This window comes from Amycolatopsis lurida, assembly GCF_900105055.1.
Classification (GTDB): Bacteria; Actinomycetota; Actinomycetes; order Mycobacteriales; family Pseudonocardiaceae; genus Amycolatopsis; species Amycolatopsis lurida.
On sequence record NZ_FNTA01000003.1, the window covers coordinates 161,778 to 177,856 of the forward strand.

The 16,079-nt window shown below is 68.4% G+C and carries 16 protein-coding genes; 8 read left to right on the forward strand and 8 right to left on the reverse strand.

Going from position 1 to position 16,079, the window contains the following annotated elements; genetic code table 11:
• Positions 1-11 precede the first annotated feature (11 nt).
• Complete coding sequence (locus BLW75_RS03135; protein ID WP_034318707.1) at positions 12-599, forward strand: ArsR/SmtB family transcription factor; 588 nt, start codon at positions 12-14, stop codon at positions 597-599.
• 9 nt (positions 600-608) lie between these two features.
• A complete protein-coding gene (locus tag BLW75_RS03140) occupies positions 609-1,352 on the forward strand; it encodes an SRPBCC family protein (RefSeq protein ID WP_034318581.1) in 744 nt (247 codons plus the stop codon).
• Positions 1,353-1,451: 99 nt separating this feature from the next.
• Here BLW75_RS03140 and BLW75_RS03145 read toward each other — a convergent pair whose 3' ends face one another.
• From BLW75_RS03145 to BLW75_RS03155, 3 genes are all read right to left on the reverse strand, one after another.
• Positions 1,452-1,673 (reverse strand): DUF5703 family protein, encoded by a 222-nt coding sequence (locus BLW75_RS03145; protein WP_016334446.1) that lies wholly within the window; start codon positions 1,671-1,673, stop codon positions 1,452-1,454.
• On the reverse strand, positions 1,670-2,683 hold the full coding sequence (locus BLW75_RS03150; RefSeq protein WP_034318578.1) for a YncE family protein: 1,014 nt from the start codon (positions 2,681-2,683) through the stop codon (positions 1,670-1,672). Before BLW75_RS03150 ends, BLW75_RS03145 begins: the two co-directional genes overlap by 4 nt.
• Positions 2,684-2,796: 113 nt before the next feature.
• Positions 2,797-3,762, reverse strand: coding sequence for an aldo/keto reductase (locus BLW75_RS03155; RefSeq protein ID WP_034318575.1), 966 nt, complete (start codon positions 3,760-3,762; stop codon positions 2,797-2,799).
• A 137-nt stretch (positions 3,763-3,899) separates the two neighbouring features.
• On the opposite strand from BLW75_RS03155, the gene BLW75_RS03160 reads away from it, so the two are divergent.
• The 4 genes from BLW75_RS03160 to BLW75_RS03175 all read left to right on the forward strand — a co-directional run bounded on the left by BLW75_RS03160 (position 3,900) and on the right by BLW75_RS03175 (position 8,703).
• The gene (locus BLW75_RS03160; protein ID WP_034318572.1) at positions 3,900-4,946 is read left to right on the forward strand and encodes an LLM class F420-dependent oxidoreductase; all 1,047 of its coding nucleotides are present in this window, start codon (positions 3,900-3,902) and stop codon (positions 4,944-4,946) included.
• Positions 4,946-5,785 carry an undecaprenyl-diphosphate phosphatase gene (locus tag BLW75_RS03165; protein ID WP_034318569.1) on the forward strand — a complete coding sequence of 280 codons (840 nt, stop codon included), beginning with the start codon at positions 4,946-4,948 and terminating at the stop codon, positions 5,783-5,785. Before BLW75_RS03160 ends, BLW75_RS03165 begins: the two co-directional genes overlap by 1 nt.
• 62 nt (positions 5,786-5,847) lie before the next feature.
• The gene (locus tag BLW75_RS03170) at positions 5,848-6,558 is read left to right on the forward strand and encodes a histidine phosphatase family protein (protein ID WP_034318705.1); all 711 of its coding nucleotides are present in this window, start codon (positions 5,848-5,850) and stop codon (positions 6,556-6,558) included.
• Between the two features lie 102 nt (positions 6,559-6,660).
• Positions 6,661-8,703: a M3 family metallopeptidase gene (locus tag BLW75_RS03175; protein WP_034318566.1), complete on the forward strand. Its 2,043-nt coding sequence runs from the start codon at positions 6,661-6,663 to the stop codon at positions 8,701-8,703.
• A 56-nt stretch (positions 8,704-8,759) separates the two neighbouring features.
• Here BLW75_RS03175 and BLW75_RS03180 read toward each other — a convergent pair whose 3' ends face one another.
• Positions 8,760-9,950, reverse strand: a complete 1,191-nt coding sequence (locus tag BLW75_RS03180; RefSeq protein WP_241783905.1) for an aminotransferase class V-fold PLP-dependent enzyme — start codon at positions 9,948-9,950, stop codon at positions 8,760-8,762.
• Between the two features lie 31 nt (positions 9,951-9,981).
• Here BLW75_RS03180 and BLW75_RS03185 point away from each other — a divergent pair, with 31 nt between their 5' ends.
• A complete protein-coding gene (locus BLW75_RS03185; protein ID WP_034318559.1) occupies positions 9,982-11,364 on the forward strand; it encodes an aminotransferase-like domain-containing protein in 1,383 nt (460 codons plus the stop codon).
• 18 nt (positions 11,365-11,382) lie between these two features.
• Here the strand turns inward: BLW75_RS03185 and BLW75_RS03190 are convergent, their stop codons facing one another.
• Both BLW75_RS03190 and BLW75_RS03195 read right to left on the reverse strand, forming a co-directional pair.
• On the reverse strand, positions 11,383-12,012 hold the full coding sequence (locus BLW75_RS03190) for a hypothetical protein (RefSeq protein WP_034318556.1): 630 nt from the start codon (positions 12,010-12,012) through the stop codon (positions 11,383-11,385).
• A 70-nt stretch (positions 12,013-12,082) separates the two neighbouring features.
• Positions 12,083-13,882 carry a right-handed parallel beta-helix repeat-containing protein gene (locus BLW75_RS03195; RefSeq protein ID WP_034318554.1) on the reverse strand — a complete coding sequence of 600 codons (1,800 nt, stop codon included), beginning with the start codon at positions 13,880-13,882 and terminating at the stop codon, positions 12,083-12,085.
• Positions 13,883-13,970: 88 nt separating this feature from the next.
• Here BLW75_RS03195 and BLW75_RS03200 point away from each other — a divergent pair, with 88 nt between their 5' ends.
• Positions 13,971-14,837, forward strand: a complete 867-nt coding sequence (locus BLW75_RS03200; RefSeq protein WP_034318550.1) for a TetR/AcrR family transcriptional regulator — start codon at positions 13,971-13,973, stop codon at positions 14,835-14,837.
• Between the two features lie 49 nt (positions 14,838-14,886).
• Here the strand turns inward: BLW75_RS03200 and BLW75_RS03205 are convergent, their stop codons facing one another.
• Positions 14,887-15,120, reverse strand: a complete 234-nt coding sequence (locus BLW75_RS03205) for a DUF397 domain-containing protein (RefSeq protein WP_034318548.1) — start codon at positions 15,118-15,120, stop codon at positions 14,887-14,889.
• Positions 15,110-15,979, reverse strand: a complete 870-nt coding sequence (locus BLW75_RS03210) for a DUF5753 domain-containing protein (RefSeq protein WP_034318547.1) — start codon at positions 15,977-15,979, stop codon at positions 15,110-15,112. The genes BLW75_RS03205 and BLW75_RS03210 overlap by 11 nt, the downstream gene beginning before the upstream one ends.
• Positions 15,980-16,079 lie beyond the last annotated feature (100 nt).

The following is a 16,079-nucleotide window of genomic DNA, read 5'->3' on the forward strand; positions in this document are numbered from 1 at the left end:
ACCGTTTCGACATGTTCTCCGTTGCGGTGATCGAGGACGCGGAAGCGGCCGAAGTGTCGCTGGATCCGGTCCGGGCCAGGCTGCTCGCCGAACTCGCCGAACCGGCATCGGCCACGATGCTGGCCGGGCGGGTGGACCTGCCGAGACAGAAGGTGAACTACCACCTTCGCGCGCTGGAGAAGCACGGACTGGTCGAGCTCGTCGAGGAGCGGCGGAAGGGCAACGTCACCGAGCGCATGATGCGCGCGACGGCGTCGTCGTACGTCATCTCGCCGACGGCGCTCTCGGCCGTGCAACCCGATCCGGCCCAGTCACCGGACCGTCTGTCCGCACGGTGGCTGCTCGCCGTGGCGGGCAGGCTGGTGCGCGACGTCGGCCTGCTGATCACCGGATCGACCAAGGCGCGCAAACGGGTCGCGACCTTCGCGATCGACGGCGAGGTGCGGTTTTCTTCCGCCGCGGACCGGGCCGCGTTCGCCGAAGAGCTGACCGTCGCGATCACGAACCTGGTGAGCAAGTACCACGACGAAGGCGCCGAACAGGGCCGAGATCACCGGATCGTCGTCGCCGTCCACCCGAGCGTCCGCACCGAGCCCTAGGAGCGCTGAATGGGCCGCGAATTCGAGATCACCGACCGCGTCGAGGTCGACGCGACCCCGGAACAGGTCTGGGACGCCATCGCGACCGGGCCGGGGATCACGTCCTGGTTCATGGGGCGCAACGAGGTCGACGGAGGCGTCGGCGGCACCGTGAAGACCGCTTTCGGCGGCTTCGAACCCACCTCGGCGATCACGTCGTGGGACCCGCTGGAACGGCTCGTCTACGGCACGGAACCCGCGCCGGACGGGCGCTTCGTCGCCTACGAGTTCCTCATCGAGGGCCGGTCCGGCGGCAGTACCGTGCTGCGGACCGTGACGAGCGGTTTCCTGCCCGGCGACGACTGGGAAGACGAGTTCGAGGCGATGACCGCGGGCGGCGAGCTGTTCCTCCGCACCCTCGTCGAGTACCTCAACCGGTTCACCGGCCGGAAAGCGGTGCCGGTGACGGTGTTCGGGCCGATGATCGAGGACTGGGACAGTGCGTGGCTGACGCTCGGCCGTGAACTCGGCCTCGCCGGGCGCCCGCAGACAGGCGACCGGGTCCGCCTCTCCACCGGGCCGGTGTCCACTGTGGACGGCGAGGTCTACTTCACGAACGCGCAGACGGTCGGGATCCGGACCGCGGACGCCCTACTGAGGTTCGTCCGCGGCTTCACCGGGCCGATGTGCGCGATGCATCACCTGTTCGGCGATGTCGACTCCGCGGAACAGGACAAGCTCTGGGCCGAGTGGCTCGGCCGGGTGTTCAAGTGATGAAGGGGCTCTTCGTCGCACCTCGCGCGTCGTGAGTGGTAAGTGTCGTTCTAACGCTCTTTATCACTCACGACCCCCGTGCGCGCGGCGCCGTTCAGCTCAAGTGATGAGGCCGGGCAGGGGAGTGGCGGTGCGCTTGCGGCGCAACCACACCCTCCGCGTCCCATCGGAGTAGAGCCGGACGGTCGAGAGCTCCCAGCCGGCGAACTCGGCGTGGATCGACAGCTGTGTCGCCGCCGCACGCCGGGAAACACCGGGCGGAAGCTGCAACCGCCGGTACTCCCAATCCCCTTCGACCACCGCCTCGTCCACCACTGTCATGGCGTGATCACCTGGATCCCTTCTCCGATGGCCGAGCCGACGACCACACGGCCGCCCTGCTCGTCGACGGTGACCGAATCTGGCTGCCGCACGGTCGGGAACCGGTGCTTCTCGATCGGTTCTCCGCCGCGGACGTCGAACCCGACGACCTCGTTGCGTTCGGTGAGCGTGACCCAGGCGAGGCCGCGGGTGCGGTCGTAGGCGATGCCGTACACCCCGCCGGGTACGGGATAGCGCTGGCGCAGCAGCAACGGCGTTGTGGAGAACGCCAGCAGCGCCCCCGCCCGAGCATCGGTGACGAAGACACGTCCGAGATCGTCGGTGACGGCGTTGGCCGCGCCGTCGCCCGCCCGGAGGCCCTCGCCTATCTTGCCTTCGGCGAGGTCGACGGCGAACAGGGCGGTGCGGAGCTTGTCGAGCACGACCACGCCGTCGCCGGTGTTCAGCACGTCGTCGGCGCTGTAGATCTGGCCGGTGATGGTCCTCGGTCCCGCGTTCTTCGCCAGCACCTCGACGGCCTTGCGGTCCCGCACCGAGACCAGCGTCGCGTCACCGTCGGCGAGACCGGCGGAGGGCTGTCCCGCGACGGGGACAGTCTCCAGCGCGCCGCCGGGCAGCGAGACCTTCACCAGCAGGCTCTTGTCAGGGACGCTGGCGAGCACCTGGGATCGGGACACGGTGAGCCGCTCGGCGGGTCCGGGCAACGCCACGGTCGTCTTGGGGGCGTCAAGGGCGGCGAGATCGTAGATCCGCAGCGAAGGCGGCTCCGAAACCGCGACGACCAGCGTCTTGCTCGCCTCGTCGGTCACCAGCGCTTTCACGCCCGCCGTCGCGAACACCGCCCCCGCGGGCTTGACCGTCACCGCGGGGGAGACCGCCGCGGTCGCCGCGACGGGGTTCTGCACGATCTGCAAGGTGTCGTTCGGCGTGTCGTCCGCGCTACAGGACGAGAGCACCAGGACACCGGCGAGCGGGATCGCGATCCGGGAAACGGCGGACAGCCGACCCACGTTGGTGCCTCCACCTGCTACTCGTCGTACGGACCTGTCCAGCATCCTCCAGGAACTCCACCACGTCACGTCCGCGTCACCCAACAGTCACCTGATCCAGTATTCGAGACGGCTCACAGGCCGCGTTCCGGGTATCCGACCTCGATCGCGCTGACGTCGTCGAGCGCCGACCGGATGGCGGGCGGGAGCGTGATCTCCTCGGCCGTGAGCGAACCGGTCAGCTGACCGGTGTCACGGGCTCCGACCACGGGTGCGACCACGCCGGGCCGGTCTCGGACCCAGGCCAGCGCGACGGCCAGCGGCGAGGTCCCGAGGCCGTCGGCGGCCGTCGCGACCGCCTGCACGATCCGGGCCGCGCGATCGGTCCGGTGATGTTCGACATAGCCGGCGAAAACACTCGAAGCGCCGCGCGAATCGGCGGGTGTCCCGCTGCGGTATTTGCCGGTGAGCACGCCCCGGCCGAGCGGTGCCCACGGCAGGAGCCCGATGCCGTGGTGCTCCGCGGCCGGGACGACCTCCCGATCGACGCCGCGCTCCAGCAGCGAGTACTCGACCTGCGTCGAGACCAGCGGAGCGACGGCGGAACTGCGGGCCGCGGCGGTCGCGAGCTGCCAGCCCGAGTAGTTGGAGACGCCGACGTAGCGGACCTTGCCGCTGGTCACGGCGTACTCGAGGGTGGCGAGGGTCTCGTCGACCGGCACGGTGGTGTCCCACGCGTGCAGCTGCCACAGGTCGATGTGGTCGGTGCCGAGCCGTCGCAGCGAGCCGTCGAGCGCGCTCAAGAGCGCGCCGCGCGAGGCACCGCCACCGAACGGGCCGTCGGCGCGGCGGGCGACGGCCTTGGTCGCGAGCACGATGTCGTCCCGGGGAACGAGGTCGCCGAGCAGCGCCCCGAGGACGCGTTCGCTCTCGCCCTCGCCGTAGATGTCGGCGGTGTCGACCAGGGTGCCCCCGGCGTCGACGAACGCGACCAGCTGGCTGGCCGCCTCCTCCGAGTCGGTGTCGCCACCCCACGTCATGGTCCCGAGGGCCATCCGCGAGACCCGAAGTCCCGACCGGCCGAGCTGTCGCTTTTCCACGACGGGCGAGCCTAGCCGGAAGGCAAGTGCTGGACGCGGAGCAGGTGAGCGTGTCGTGATCGAGTACCACCGTGCGGGTCATCGCGGTGTCAACACCCTGAACGGAGGAGTGACTCTCCGGTGGATACATTCACGCCGTGCGACTCGGACTGAACTTGGGCTATTGGGGCGCGGGGAACGACGCGGCCAACCTGGCATTGGCGAAGAAGGCGGACGAACTGGACTACGCGGTCGTCTGGGCCGCGGAGGCCTACGGGTCGGACGCGCCGACAGTGCTCTCGTGGGTGGCGGCGCAGACCTCACGGATCGATGTGGGCAGCGCGGTGCTCCAGATCCCCGCGCGGACGCCGGCGATGACCGCGATGACCGCCGCGACCCTGGACACGCTTTCGGGCGGCCGGTTCCGGCTCGGCCTGGGTGTTTCCGGCCCGCAGGTCTCGGAGGGCTGGCACGGCGTGAAGTTCGCGGCACCGCTCGGCCGCACCCGCGAATACGTCGAGATCGTCCGCAAGGCGCTGAGCCGTGAGCGGGTCCGGTACGACGGCGACCACTTCCAGCTGCCCCTGCCCGGCGGTCCCGGCAAGGCGCTGACCCTGACCGTGCACCCCGTCCGCGAAGAGATCCCGGTGTACCTGGCCGCCATCGGCCCGAAGAACCTCGAACTGACCGGTGAGATCGCGAACGGCTGGCTGCCGGTGTTCTTCTCGCCAGAGCACGCCGGTGAGCAGCTGAAGCTCATCAAGGCCGGGGCGGACCAGGCCGGGCGCTCGCTCGACGGCTTCGACGTCGTCCCGTCCGTCCCGCTCGTGGTCGGCGAAGACTGGAAGGCCTGCGCCGACGCGGTCCGCGGGTACGCGGCGCTGTACATCGGCGGGATGGGCAGCCGGGAGAAGAACTTCTACAACCAGCTCGCCTGCCGGATGGGCTTCGAGCGCGAAGCCGCCGACGTCCAGCAGAAGTACCTGGGCAGGGATTACGAGGGCGCCATGGCGGCCGTCCCGCTGGAGTTCATCGACGCGACGTCGCTGCTGGGCCCCAAGGAGCGCATCGCCGAACGGATGCAGGCCTTCGCCGAGGCCGGCGCCACGACGCTGACCGTCGCGCCCGCCATGCCGGACGCGGAGGGCTCCGCACGCGCCCTCGAGGTCGCGGCCGAGGCGATCGAAACGGCCGGTGTCGCCTGATGGGCTGGTTCGAAGCGCTGGTCCTGGGTCTCGTCCAGGGCCTGACCGAGTTCTTGCCGATCTCCTCCAGCGCGCACCTGCGGATCACCGCCGCACTCGCCGGCTGGGACGACCCCGGCGCCGCATTCACCGCGGTGACCCAGATCGGTACCGAACTCGCGGTCATCCTGTACTTCTCGGCCAAGATCGGGAAGATCCTCCGCGCCTGGTTCTTCTCCATCTACAAGAAGGACTGGCGCCAGGACCCCGACGCCCGGCTGGGATGGCTGATCATCGTCGGCTCGCTGCCGATCGTGGTGCTGGGCCTGCTGTTGCAGGACGCCATCGACGAAACCTTCCGTGACCTGCGGATCACCGCGACCACACTGATCGTGTTCGGCCTGATCCTGCTGGTGGCCGACCGCATCGGGAAGCAGCAGCGCACCCTCGACCACCTGACGGTGCCCCACGGCCTCGGCTTCGGGTTCGCCCAGGCGCTGGCGCTGATCCCGGGCGTCTCCCGCTCCGGTGGCACGACCAGCGCCGGGTTGCTGCTCGGCTACACCCGTGCGGAGGCGGCGGAGTACTCGTTCCTCCTGGCGCTGCCCGCGGTGTTCGGCTCGGGGCTGTACAAGCTGACCGACATCGGCAAGGACGGTGCCCCGGCGCAGTGGGGGCCGACGATCCTGGCGACGCTGGTCGCGTTCGGTGTCGGGTACGCCGTCATCGCCTGGCTGATGTCCTACATCAAGACCAAGAGCTTCGTGCCGTTCGTGATCTACCGGCTCGTGCTCGGTGTCCTGCTGTTCGTGCTGATCTTCACCGGTGTCCTGGACCCCGGCGCGGGTCCGCACATCTGATCCCGCGCATCCAGAGGACGAAACGCGGGAGTGGGCAAAGCACGACACGTAGGGTGGGCCACGTGAGTACTGTGATCCTTTTGCGCCACGGCAAGTCCACGGCGAACGGTTCGGGCGTCCTGGCCGGGCGCACGCCCAAGGTCGGCCTGGACGACACCGGCCGGGCGCAGGCGGCCGCGCTCGTCGAGCGCCTGGCGCCGGTCCCCCTCGCCGAGCTGGTGGTGTCGCCGATGCTCCGCTGCCGCCAGACGGTCGCGAAGCTGGCCGAGGCGCGCGGTCTGGAGAAGCTCAAAGAGCCCGGTTTGTCCGAAGTGGACTACGGCGAATGGACCGGGCGCGCGCTCAAGGATCTGTTCAAGGAACCTCTGTGGCGCGTCGTGCAGGCGCATCCCTCGGCCGCGGTCTTCCCCGGCGGGGAAGGGCTCGCCGAGATGCAGGCGCGGGCGGTCGCCGCCGTTCGCGCGCACGACGCGAGGATCACCGCGAAGTACGGGGAGAACGCGGTATGGCTCTTATGCAGCCATGGCGATGTGATCAAGGCGATCCTCGCCGACGCGCTCGGCCAGCATCTCGATTCCTTCCAGCGGATCGTGGTCGATCCGGCGTCGGTTTCGGTCGTCCGGTACACCGAGACTCGTCCGTTCGTGTTGCGCGTCAACGACAACGGCGGCGACCTGGCCGGTGTCGCCCCACCCGAACCGAAGGCCAAAGCCAAACGAGGCAAGGGAAAACGCAGCTCCGACGCGGTGGTGGGCGGTACCACCGGAGCGTGACCACCGCCGTGGTGGCGTCACCGCCACGGACGGCATCCACCGGCCCCTCGCTGCCCGTAAGGTGGCCAGACCAGCAGATTCGACGACCCGGGAGCAACACCGATGATTTCGCAGGACAACCCGTTCGCCGCGCCGAGTGAGCTGCCCTACGCCCTTCCGCCGTTCGACCGGATCGCCGACGAACACTTCCTTCCCGCCTTCGAAGCGGGCTTGGCCGAGCACGCCGCCGAAATCGAGGAAATCGCCGGCTCTGCCGAGCCGCCGACGTTCGAGAACACCATCGTCGCGCTCGAGAAATCCGGCAGGTTGCTGTCCCGCGTCTCCAGCGTGTTCTTCAACCTCGCCGGGTCGAACGCGAACGACGAGATCCAGCGCGTGCAGGCCGAGATGGCACCGCGGCTGGCCGCGCACGCCGACGCCATCAACCTGAACCCCGCGCTGTTCGCCAGGATCAACTCCCTGTTCGAGCGCAGGGACGAACTCGGCCTCGACACCGAGTCGCTGCGCCTGCTGGAGCGGCACCACACCGACGTGCGCCGCGCCGGCGCAGGGCTTCCCGAAGCCGACCAGAAGCGCCTGCGTGAGCTGAACGAACAGATTTCGACGCTGTCGACCCGGTTCCAGCAGAACCTGCTCAAGGACACCAACGAACTGGCCGTGGTCGTCGACGACGTCGCGCAACTCGCGGGTCTCGGCGAGGACGAGATCGCGACGGCCGCCGAAACCGCAGGCGAGGAGGGCAAGTACGTCCTCAAGCTGACCCTGCCGACCGCGCAGGCCGCGCTGGCTTCGCTGGAAGACCGCGCGCTGCGCGAGCGGATCTTCACCGCATCGGTCTCTCGCGGCAACCGGGGCAACGAGTTCGACAACAACGAGATCGTGGCCCAGCTGGTCCGGTTGCGCGCCGAACGGGCCGCCGTGCTCGGCTTCCCGGACCACGCGTCGTACGTCATCGAGGACGAGACCGCGAAGACCGCCGAGGCCGCTGTCGGTCTCCTGGAGCGGCTCGCGCCCGTCGCGGTCGCCAACGCCAAAGCGGAGGCCGAAGAGCTGCAGCGGTACCTCGAAGCCGACATCCCCGGCGCGATCCTGCGGCCGTGGGACTGGGCGTTCTACGCCGAACGCGTCCGCAAGGACCGGTTCGAGGTCGACACCGCGGCGCTGCGCCCGTACTTCGAGCTGAACCGCGTGCTGACCGACGGCGTCTTCTTCGCCGCGTCCAAGCTGTACGGCCTGAGCTTCACCGAGCGGGAAGACCTGCCGAAGTACCACCCCGAGGTCCGGACCTTCGAGGTCTTCGACGCCGACGGCTCGGAACTCGGCCTGTTCCTGCTCGACTACTACGCCCGCGACTCGAAGCGCGGCGGCGCCTGGATGAACAACTTCGTCGACCAGACGAGGCTGCTGGGCACGAAGACGGTCGTGGTGAACGTGCTCAACGTCGCCAAGCCGCCGGCGGGGGAGCCGACCCTGCTGACCTTCGACGAGGTCGTCACCGCGTTCCACGAGTTCGGGCACGCACTGCACTCGCTGCTTTCGGATGTCGAATACCCGATGTTCTCGGGCACCAACGTCCCGCGTGACTTCGTCGAATACCCCTCGCAGGTCAACGAGATGTGGATGCTCTGGCCCGAGGTGCTGGCCAACTACGCCAAGCACCACGTGACCGGTGAGCCGCTTCCGCAGGAGCAGATCGACAAGCTCCTGGCGTCGCAGCAGTACGGCGAAGGCTTCTCGACCACCGAGTACCTCGCGGCGTCGCTTCTCGACCAGGCGTGGCACGCGCTGGGCACCGAGGACAACGTCGAGGACGTCCAGCGATTCGAGGCCGAGGCGCTGACCAAGGCCGGTGTCGCGCTGGAAGCCGTGCCGCCGCGCTACCGGACCACCTACTTCGCGCACATCTTCAGCGGCGGCTACAGCGCCGGGTACTACTCCTACATCTGGAGCGAGGTCCTCGACGCCGACACGGTCCAGTGGTTCCGCGAGAACGGCGGGCTCACCAGGGAGAACGGCGACCACTTCCGCCGTGAACTCCTCGGCCGGGGCGGCAGCGTCGACCCGATGGCGGCCTTCCGCGCGTTCCGCGGCCGCGACCCGGAGATCGAGCCGCTCCTGAAGCGGCGCGGCCTCGCGGGCGCCTGACCTCCTGACGGTTCCTCCGCCTGGACACCCCCGGTGTCCAGGCGGAGGAACCGCGCTCAGACGGCCAGTTCGGCGACGGCTGCGGCCACGTCGTCCACCTCCCGTTCGGTGTTGTAGTAGTGCGGGCTCAGCCGCAGGCACCAGTCGACGTTCTTGTCTCCGAAGTCGAACTGCGCGAACTCCCGGTAGCTGAGCGCCGAATTGATCCGGCGGGCGTCCATCGCCTCCTTGAAGGGCACCGCTTGCCAGCCCTTGATGGAGAACGTCACCAGCGCGCCCAGTTCCGGGCCCCGGTCGAGCACTTCGACGCCCGGGATGGCGCCGAGTCCGTCCCGCAGCCTTGCCGCGAGCGCGGGAGTGCGCCGTGAGATCGCCTCCAAACCGACCTCACGGGCGTATCTCGCGGCGGCGGCGCAGCCGAGCACGGTGGCGTAGGGGAATTCCCATTCTTCGAACCGGGAAGCGGACTTCGCGGGTTCGTACGCGCCGGGGGCGCTCCAGCGGGCACCGTGCATGTCGATGAACAACGGCTCATGGCCGGCGTCGAGGAACCTGTCGGAGACGTACAAGAAGCCCGAACCTCGCGGCCCGCGCAGGAATTTACGGCACGTCGAGGTGAGCAGGTCGGCGCCGATCTCTTCGACGTCGATGGGGTATTGGCCGATCGACTGGCAGGCGTCGACCAGGTAGAGCAGGCCGAGCTCCCGGCAATGCCGCCCGATCTCGGCGACCGGCTGGACGAGGCCCGAGTTGGTCGGGATATGCGTGGCGGCGACCAGCTTCGGCTTCCTCGTGCGCATCAGAGCCGCCATCGCTTCGACGTCCACACCGCCTTCCCGCGAGTCCGGCGCGTGCACGACCTCCACGCTGAACCGCTTCCGCAGCGACAGGAACGCGATCTGGTTGGAGATGAAGTCGTTGCGAGTGGTGAGCACGACGTCGCCGGGTTCGAACCGGATCGACGACAACGCCGTGGAGTAGGCGTGGGTGGCACTCGCCGCGAAGGCGATGTTGCGGGGCCTCGCGTTGATGAGCGCGGCGATTTCACGGTAGAAGCCTTCGACCTCGGCCGAACGGGCGGCGGCGGCTTCGTAGCCGCCGATTTCGGCTTCGAGATTCAGGTGATCGAGCATCGTCGCGAGTACCGGCTTCGCCAGCAGTCCGCAGCCCGCGTTGTTGAAGTGGACGACCTTCTCGGTGCCCGGGGTATCGGCTCGCAGGGCCCGGACGTCCAGTAGTGATTCCACCGATGAGCCAGTAGCACTATCATGTTGCGTCATGTCAGATAGTAGCACTTCCGCACTCGTCGCCCAGCTGCGTTTATTTGTCCGCACGGCGGCCGCGGGGGAGAGGTTGCCCAGCAGCCGGGAGCTCATCGAGCGCTATCGGGTCGGCCCGGGCACGGTCTCCCGTGCGATAGCCCTGCTGGCGGCGGAAGGCATCGTCGTGACCCGCCCCGGGAGCGGGACGTACGTGGCGAAGAAGCCGACAGGGGCAGGCGAGCCGCTCGACACGGCGTGGCAGACGGTCGCGCTCACCGACCGCAGCGTCGACACCACCTCCCTCACCGGCGCCCTCGGTCCCGCACCGGAGGACGCGATCCTTCTCGACGGCGGCTATCCGCACCGATCCCTGCAAGCGAGTCGCTTCCTGGGCGCGGCGCTGGCGCGGGCGGGCCGCCGCCCGGACGCCTGGGATCGCGCGCCGGCCGCCGGGCTGACCGCGCTGAGGTCGGTGTTCGCGGGGCCTGCCGGTGCGTCGCCGGACGACGTCCTGATCACCGCGGGCGGGCAGAGTGGGCTGTCCATGGCGTTCCGGGCGATCGCGGCGCCCGGAAGTCCGGTCCTCGTCGAATCGCCGACCTACCCGGGAGCGCTCGCCGCCGCTCGGGCGGCGGGCCTCCGGCCGGTGCCGGTTCCGCTCGACGACGAAGGGGTCCGTCCCGATCTGCTGGCCGAGGCATTCGCGATGACGGGCGCCAGGCTCTTCTACTGCCAGCCCACTTTCCACAACCCGACCGGCACGGTGCTCGCGGCCGAACGGCGCACGCGAGTACTGGACGTCGCCCGGGCGGCGGGCGCGTTCGTCCTGGAGGACGACTTCGCCCGGCATCTCTCCCATGGGGCGACCACACCACGTCCGCTGATCACCGACGATCGCGACGGCACGGTCGTCCACCTCACGTCGGTGACCAAGGCCAGCGCGCCGAGCCTTCGGATCGGCGCACTGATCGCGCGGGGGCCGGTCCTCGACCGGATGAAGGCGATCCGGCAGGTCGACGACTTCTTCGTCGCCCGTCCACTGCAGGAAGCCGCCCTCGAACTGCTCAGCGCACCATCCTGGGAACGGCACGTCCGGAGACTCGGAGCCGAACTCCGCGAACGATGCGCGAAAGCGGCCGCGGCGCTGGCTGCGAAGTGTCCTGAGTGGACCATCGCAAGGCTCCCCGAGGGCGGCCTGCACCTGTGGGTGCGGCTACCGGCGGGGAGCGACCCGAACGAGCTCGCCCGCACTGCACGCGAGCGAGGAGTCGTGGTCGGGGCGGGGGAGCGATTCTTCGCCACCGAGCCGGCGGGTCCCTTCCTGCGACTGAGCTTCGCCGCCGCGGCCGACATCGCCGAACTCACCGAAGGCATCCGGCGGCTCGACCCGAGTGTATAACGGCCTATACGGCGTGGCTTAAGCCAAAACCGCTTCAAGAAACAAGTAAACACCGCCGCCGACGACAACCCCGGCGGCCGTTCCGACCATGACCTCGGCCTTGCTGTGATCACCGAGTTCGACGCGGGACCAGCAGACCCAGCCCACGGGAAGGAACAGCAGTGCGAGCCAGGGGCCGTAGACGCGGATGAGCATCACGGCCGCCCCCGCCGCCACTATCGCATGCATCGAGATCTTGAACTTCAGCCCGAAGGTGATCGCGAGGGCGGCGACCAGACAGACGAGCTCGGCGGCCGCGAGCGCGACCATCTCGTGGGGCGCGTCACCCGCGATCAGCACGGCGAAGCCGGCGGCAAGCGAGCCGATGCAGACCGCGAACGGGACGAGCCGTCCGGCGCGGTCGGTGACGTGGTGGCTGTCCCACTTGCCTTTCCGGGCGCCGCGCACGATCACCGCCATCGGGATCAGCGAGCCGGAGACGCCGACGACGAGTCCCCACAGCGCGGTCTCGCCGAGGTGGTGGCCGGTGACCTTCCAGGCGACGACCAGCGGGAGACCGAGCACCCAGACCCAGGGAGCGAGCACCTCGGTCGCGATCCGCGCGAGGTGCCGGCGGCCCCCGGGGGCTTCCGTGGACAGGGTGGGCATGGCGGGTGTCTCCTCGGGGGATCGTGGCCGGAGCCGTTCCTGCCGGACTGATGCCCGGCAGGAACGGTGATCATCGTTCCAGACCGCGGCGTCCCGCTCGCGCGAGGATGTCGGCGGCCGCAGGATGGGCTCGGCCGGCTTCGTCGAAACTTTCCTTCGGCAGCACGGTGTTCCCGGCCGCGATCACCGTCTCCGGCGGGGTTTCGTAGCCGTCGGGACGGACATCCCAGAAGTTGCCGACGAAGGCGACGTTCTCCATCGGCGGACCCACCTGGAGCACGATCGGGGTGTCGGCCCGGCAGACGATGTTGCCGAGGACGGTGATCCACGCCGCGCCGTAGTCGGCGTACAGCCCGAAGTTGTACGAGGTGAGGACGTCGCGGATCACGTTCCCGCGGACCAGCGCCCCACTCGCGAACGACGAGCCTTGCGGGGCCGACAGGTAGATCCCGCCGCCGTCCATCAGCTTCCCCATGCTGCGTTCGACGAGGTTCGAGATCACCTGGGTGGCCTTGGCCTTCTCGCCGCCGGTGATCACGATGCCGTTGTGCGGGACGTCGTGGATCTCGTTGTGGGCCACGGTGGTCTCTTCGGACTCGACGACGAGGACTGCGGGGGAGCCGCGGTACTCGGTGCCGACGTGGTGGACGAGGTTGTCCTCGATGGAGACCCGGGTCGCGGAGTGGACGGCGATCCCGCTGCCCGAGATCTCGTCGAAGACATTCGCCCGGATGTCGATGTCGGTGCCGGCTTCGATCAGGAGTGCTCCCGCGCCGAGCCGGGTGAAGTGGTTGCCCTCCAAGGTGACCCGGCAGGCCGACGTGAGATCGACGTTGGCGGGCAGTTGGACCGGCTCCGCCGGCACATGGACATAGCCCACGTCGGCACCGAGGTCGATCTTCTGGAATTCGCCCCGCTCGTAGCGGGCGTTGCCGTGATAGTGCAGGTAGCCGCCGGTGCGGGTGGGGCCGGACCAGGCCGCGTCGGCGAAGGTGAAGCCACGCAACACGATGTCGTGCACGTGTCGTCCGCTGATGAGCGTCTCGAGCACCGGGGCGATGACTCCGCTCTTGCCGACCTCCTCGCCGGGGCGCGGACGGTAGTGCAGCACGTGGCCGTCCCGATCGGTACGGCTGACGGCGAAGGTTCCTGGTCCGGTCAGGAAGGCCACGTTGTTCTCAAGTACCGAAGGCGCGGCGAGACCGTCCCAGGTGCCGTCTCCGCCCGCGCCGTACCACTTGGAGTCGTAGAGGGATTTGGCGTGGTCGAACGCGGGCTGAGCCAGGGTGATGGTGGTGGAGCCGGCGTCACCGGTGATCGCGGTGACCGCGAGCCGGGCTTCGGACCACGGGTAGACGCCGGGGTACACGAACTCCAGGCCGGATGGGTCCGGCCACGATTGCGGCTCCGCGCTGTCCGTGACGTAACCAGTCGCTGTTTTCGTCACGTTTCCCGGGAGGCCCTCGGCGCGGGCCGCGCGGGCGGCAGGCCGGCCGTCCACGGTGAGCCGCCGAGGCGCGAGGTCGCCGATGGGCGCCGTCCAGACGCCGTCGTCGCCCTCCGTCCATCCGGTGATTTCGCGGCCGCCGCTCAGTTCGACCTTCGCCTGCTCCGGTGTTCCGTAGCCCTCCGCCTGGTAGATCACGCGAAAGCCGTTCGAACCGGAGTCACCCAGCGCGTCGTCGAAGACAAGGGGTTCCGCGAGGTGGTGGACACCTGCGCTGAAGGTGACGATGACGTCACCGGTCATTCCGGCGGTGACGGCGCGGACGGCCTTCTGGGCAGCTTTCGGGGTGGCGAACGGCCGGTCGGTGGAGCCGTCCCAGTCGTCTCGACCCTTGGTGGACACGAAGAACCTGATTTCAGGCATGCTGAAGCGCTCCTATGGGAGGTTTATAGGATATACTGAGGTTTATCAGCTAAACACGGACGAGTGACAAGCGTCAAGGGAGTGACGGGTGGTGGAAGACGACGCGCAGCCGGATCCGGAGCGTGCGATCGAGCTGCTGTGGGGGACACCCGAGCCGGAGCGGCCAGGGTTGAACCTCGGCCGGATCGTCGCGGCGGCCGTCGAAGTCGCGGACGCGGAAGGGCTGGCCGCCCTGTCGATGCGCAAGGTCGCGGAACGGTTCGGCACCACCACCATGTCGCTCTACCGGTACGTCCCCGGCAAGGCGGAGTTGGTCGAACTCATGCGCGACGCCGTGTACGGCAGGTTTCCGATGGAGTCTTCGGAGGGGCTCGGCTGGCGAGCCGGCCTCGAACGCTGGGCGCGGCGGGCATGGGAGATGCATCGCCGTCACCCGTGGCTGGTCCACAGTGGCGGGACCCGCCGTCTGCCCGGGCCGAACATCATGGCCGGATACGACCACGCGCTGGACGTGGCCTCACGGACCGGTCTGGCGCCGGCGCAGGTGATCGCGGTGGTGAACCTGGTGGGCGGATTCGTGGATTCCGTCGCGCGTCAGGCGGGGGAGACCGCGGAACTTCAGCGGCGTACCGGCGTGTCCCATGAGCGCTGGTGGAGCGAACGCGAGTCGCTCTTCGAGCGGTTGGACCGCTATCCGGCCTTGGAACGCCTGTGGCAGCACGGGGGAATGGACGCGCCGCTCGATCAGTTCGAATTCGGGCTGCAACGCACCCTCGACGGCGTGCAGGCGTTGATCGAAAGCCAAGAGCGTGAGGTAATGCGTGACGAAACTGGCGGGGGAGAGTGTGTCTCCTGTGGCAAGCCGCTGAACGGGGGAGGGCGGGGCAGGCCTCGGGACTACTGCTCGAGGGCTTGCCAGCAGCGCGCCTATCGCCGACGTCAGGCCGGGTCCTGATTCTCGAACGAGAGTCGTGGTCCGCCCGCGTGGGGCGGACCACGACCGGTCAGGTGAGCAGGTGGTCGAACTCGCCGTTCTTCGCGCCGAGAACGAAGGCCTTGATCTCGTGCGGTTCGAAAACAAGGACGGGGCTGTTCTCGCCGAGCTTCGAATCGCGCACGCCCACGTAGCCCTTTACGGAGTCGTTGACTTCGACGCAACCGGCCGAACCGGCGCTGTAGCTCGATTTCCACCAGCCGGAAAGGCCGAGCAGGGTGGGACGAGAAGAATCATTGTTCATTGAGTTCCCTTGCCAAGTTTTGAATGAAAGACCGTGTCCGCCCAGGATGCTCCGCTTGTGCCTGTAGTCGTTCGAATGTACTGCGAAACCGACGCAGGTCTTCGTTGTCCTCGTAATAGAGGCCTTCGCGTCGATTCTCGACGTACACGGTTCCTGGATCACCGCCGAATTCGGACGGGTAGTCCAAAAGAATGAACATGCCGTCCGAGGCGCCGTGGGCGCCCGCGGTGAAGGGAAGCACTTGAATGTCGATGTTCGGCCGTTCCGACAGCTCCATCAAGTGCTCCAGCTGATCACGCATGACCGCCGGTCCGCCTACCTGGCGGCGCAGGACGCTCTCGTCCAGGATCGACCAGATATGCGGTGCATCCCCAGGGCGGTCCAATATTTCTTGGCGCGCCATCCGCAAATCGACCATGGTCTCGAGTTCGGCCTTGTTGTTCCAGCGTCGACCTTCTCGCATGATGGCGAGCGCGTAGTCGCGGGTCTGGAACAAACCGGGCAGTACGACCAGGTCGACGGTGCTGATCCGGGCGGCACCGGTTTCCAGGCCCAAATAGAGGTTGAACCACTCGAATACCCCGTGGTCGAAGTTGATCCACCAATCCCGCCCGCGTTTCGCCCGTTTGATCAGGTCACGGAAGAACGGCGCCCGCTCGGGCACCCCGTAGTAATCGAGCAGAACTTCCAGGTCGGCGGGTGCCGGCAGATTTCGCGAGGTTTCGATATGTGCGATGACCGTCGTGGCCTTGCCGATGCGCTCGGCCGCGGCGGCCCGGTCGTAGCCCGCCGCTTCCCGGAGGCGCTTCATCTCGAGCGCGATCCAGCGCTTGATGGCGGTGGGGGTCAGCGTGCCCACGAACTGACCACCTCCTCAGTGTTTCGTCACGGAAAGTGACCCCAGTATCACCCGTATAGCGCAGAGTGTGCCAGTAGACGGTAGTGAATGTATAGCTCTA

What these genes read in the sequence shown, in the direction of transcription:
- BLW75_RS03135 (WP_034318707.1), top strand. Translation starts at nt 12, where the DNA reads ATGTTCTCCGTTGCGGTGATCGAGGACGCGGAAGCGGCCGAAGTGTCG.
- BLW75_RS03140 (WP_034318581.1), top strand. Translation starts at nt 609, where the DNA reads ATGGGCCGCGAATTCGAGATCACCGACCGCGTCGAGGTCGACGCGACC.
- BLW75_RS03145 (WP_016334446.1), bottom strand. Translation starts at nt 1,673, where the DNA reads ATGACAGTGGTGGACGAGGCGGTGGTCGAAGGGGATTGGGAGTACCGG.
- BLW75_RS03165 (WP_034318569.1), top strand. Translation starts at nt 4,946, where the DNA reads ATGGGCTGGTTCGAAGCGCTGGTCCTGGGTCTCGTCCAGGGCCTGACC.
- BLW75_RS03175 (WP_034318566.1), top strand. Translation starts at nt 6,661, where the DNA reads ATGATTTCGCAGGACAACCCGTTCGCCGCGCCGAGTGAGCTGCCCTAC.
- BLW75_RS03185 (WP_034318559.1), top strand. Translation starts at nt 9,982, where the DNA reads ATGTCAGATAGTAGCACTTCCGCACTCGTCGCCCAGCTGCGTTTATTT.
- BLW75_RS03190 (WP_034318556.1), bottom strand. Translation starts at nt 12,012, where the DNA reads ATGCCCACCCTGTCCACGGAAGCCCCCGGGGGCCGCCGGCACCTCGCG.
- BLW75_RS03195 (WP_034318554.1), bottom strand. Translation starts at nt 13,882, where the DNA reads ATGCCTGAAATCAGGTTCTTCGTGTCCACCAAGGGTCGAGACGACTGG.
- BLW75_RS03205 (WP_034318548.1), bottom strand. Translation starts at nt 15,120, where the DNA reads ATGAACAATGATTCTTCTCGTCCCACCCTGCTCGGCCTTTCCGGCTGG.